General features: G+C 38.1%; 1 protein-coding gene. It reads right to left on the bottom strand.

The features are described from left to right. Positions 1-113 (bottom strand): AAA family ATPase (locus D4A39_RS19275; protein WP_158586955.1); only part of this gene is annotated, 113 nt, incomplete at its 3' end. Positions 114-428: the final 315 nt, after the last annotated feature.

Here is a 428-nt window from a genome sequence, read left to right as displayed (position 1 = left end):
TTTCCCCTGTTGGCAAGTCTCCAGATTATATCAGTCTTGTCAACATACAGATATCCTTCTCTTCTTATTTCTGCAAAAGACTGGATGCCTACAGGCAATTTTCTATCGTTCATTTCTGTCATAATCTAATCTCCTATGTTTTCAGGATAGCTTTTTGCGAGCTATTCGCCTTACTACAAATTCTATTTGCAAAGATACGATGAATATTTTGATTTTGCAAGAAAAATGGGGGATAATATAAAAAAGGTGGCGAATCTTTTTGTTATCTCTGATTTTTGCAGTATTCTTGTCAATTCGTAAAATGGCGGGGCGTTTTATTTATGATGGAGGTAGCCAACTGTATTCTTTTCAGTAGGTTTCTTGAAAAGGTATTCAGGTGAAGAGTGGTGAAGAGTGGGTGAAGAGCTGCCGAGAACTCTTCACCCCCG

Source organism: Alcanivorax profundi (genome assembly GCF_003597125.1).
Lineage (GTDB): Bacteria > Pseudomonadota > Gammaproteobacteria > Pseudomonadales > Alcanivoracaceae > Alcanivorax > Alcanivorax profundi.
The sequence above is the reverse complement of the archived record's forward strand: the minus strand, read 5'-3'. Positions and strand labels throughout refer to the sequence as shown.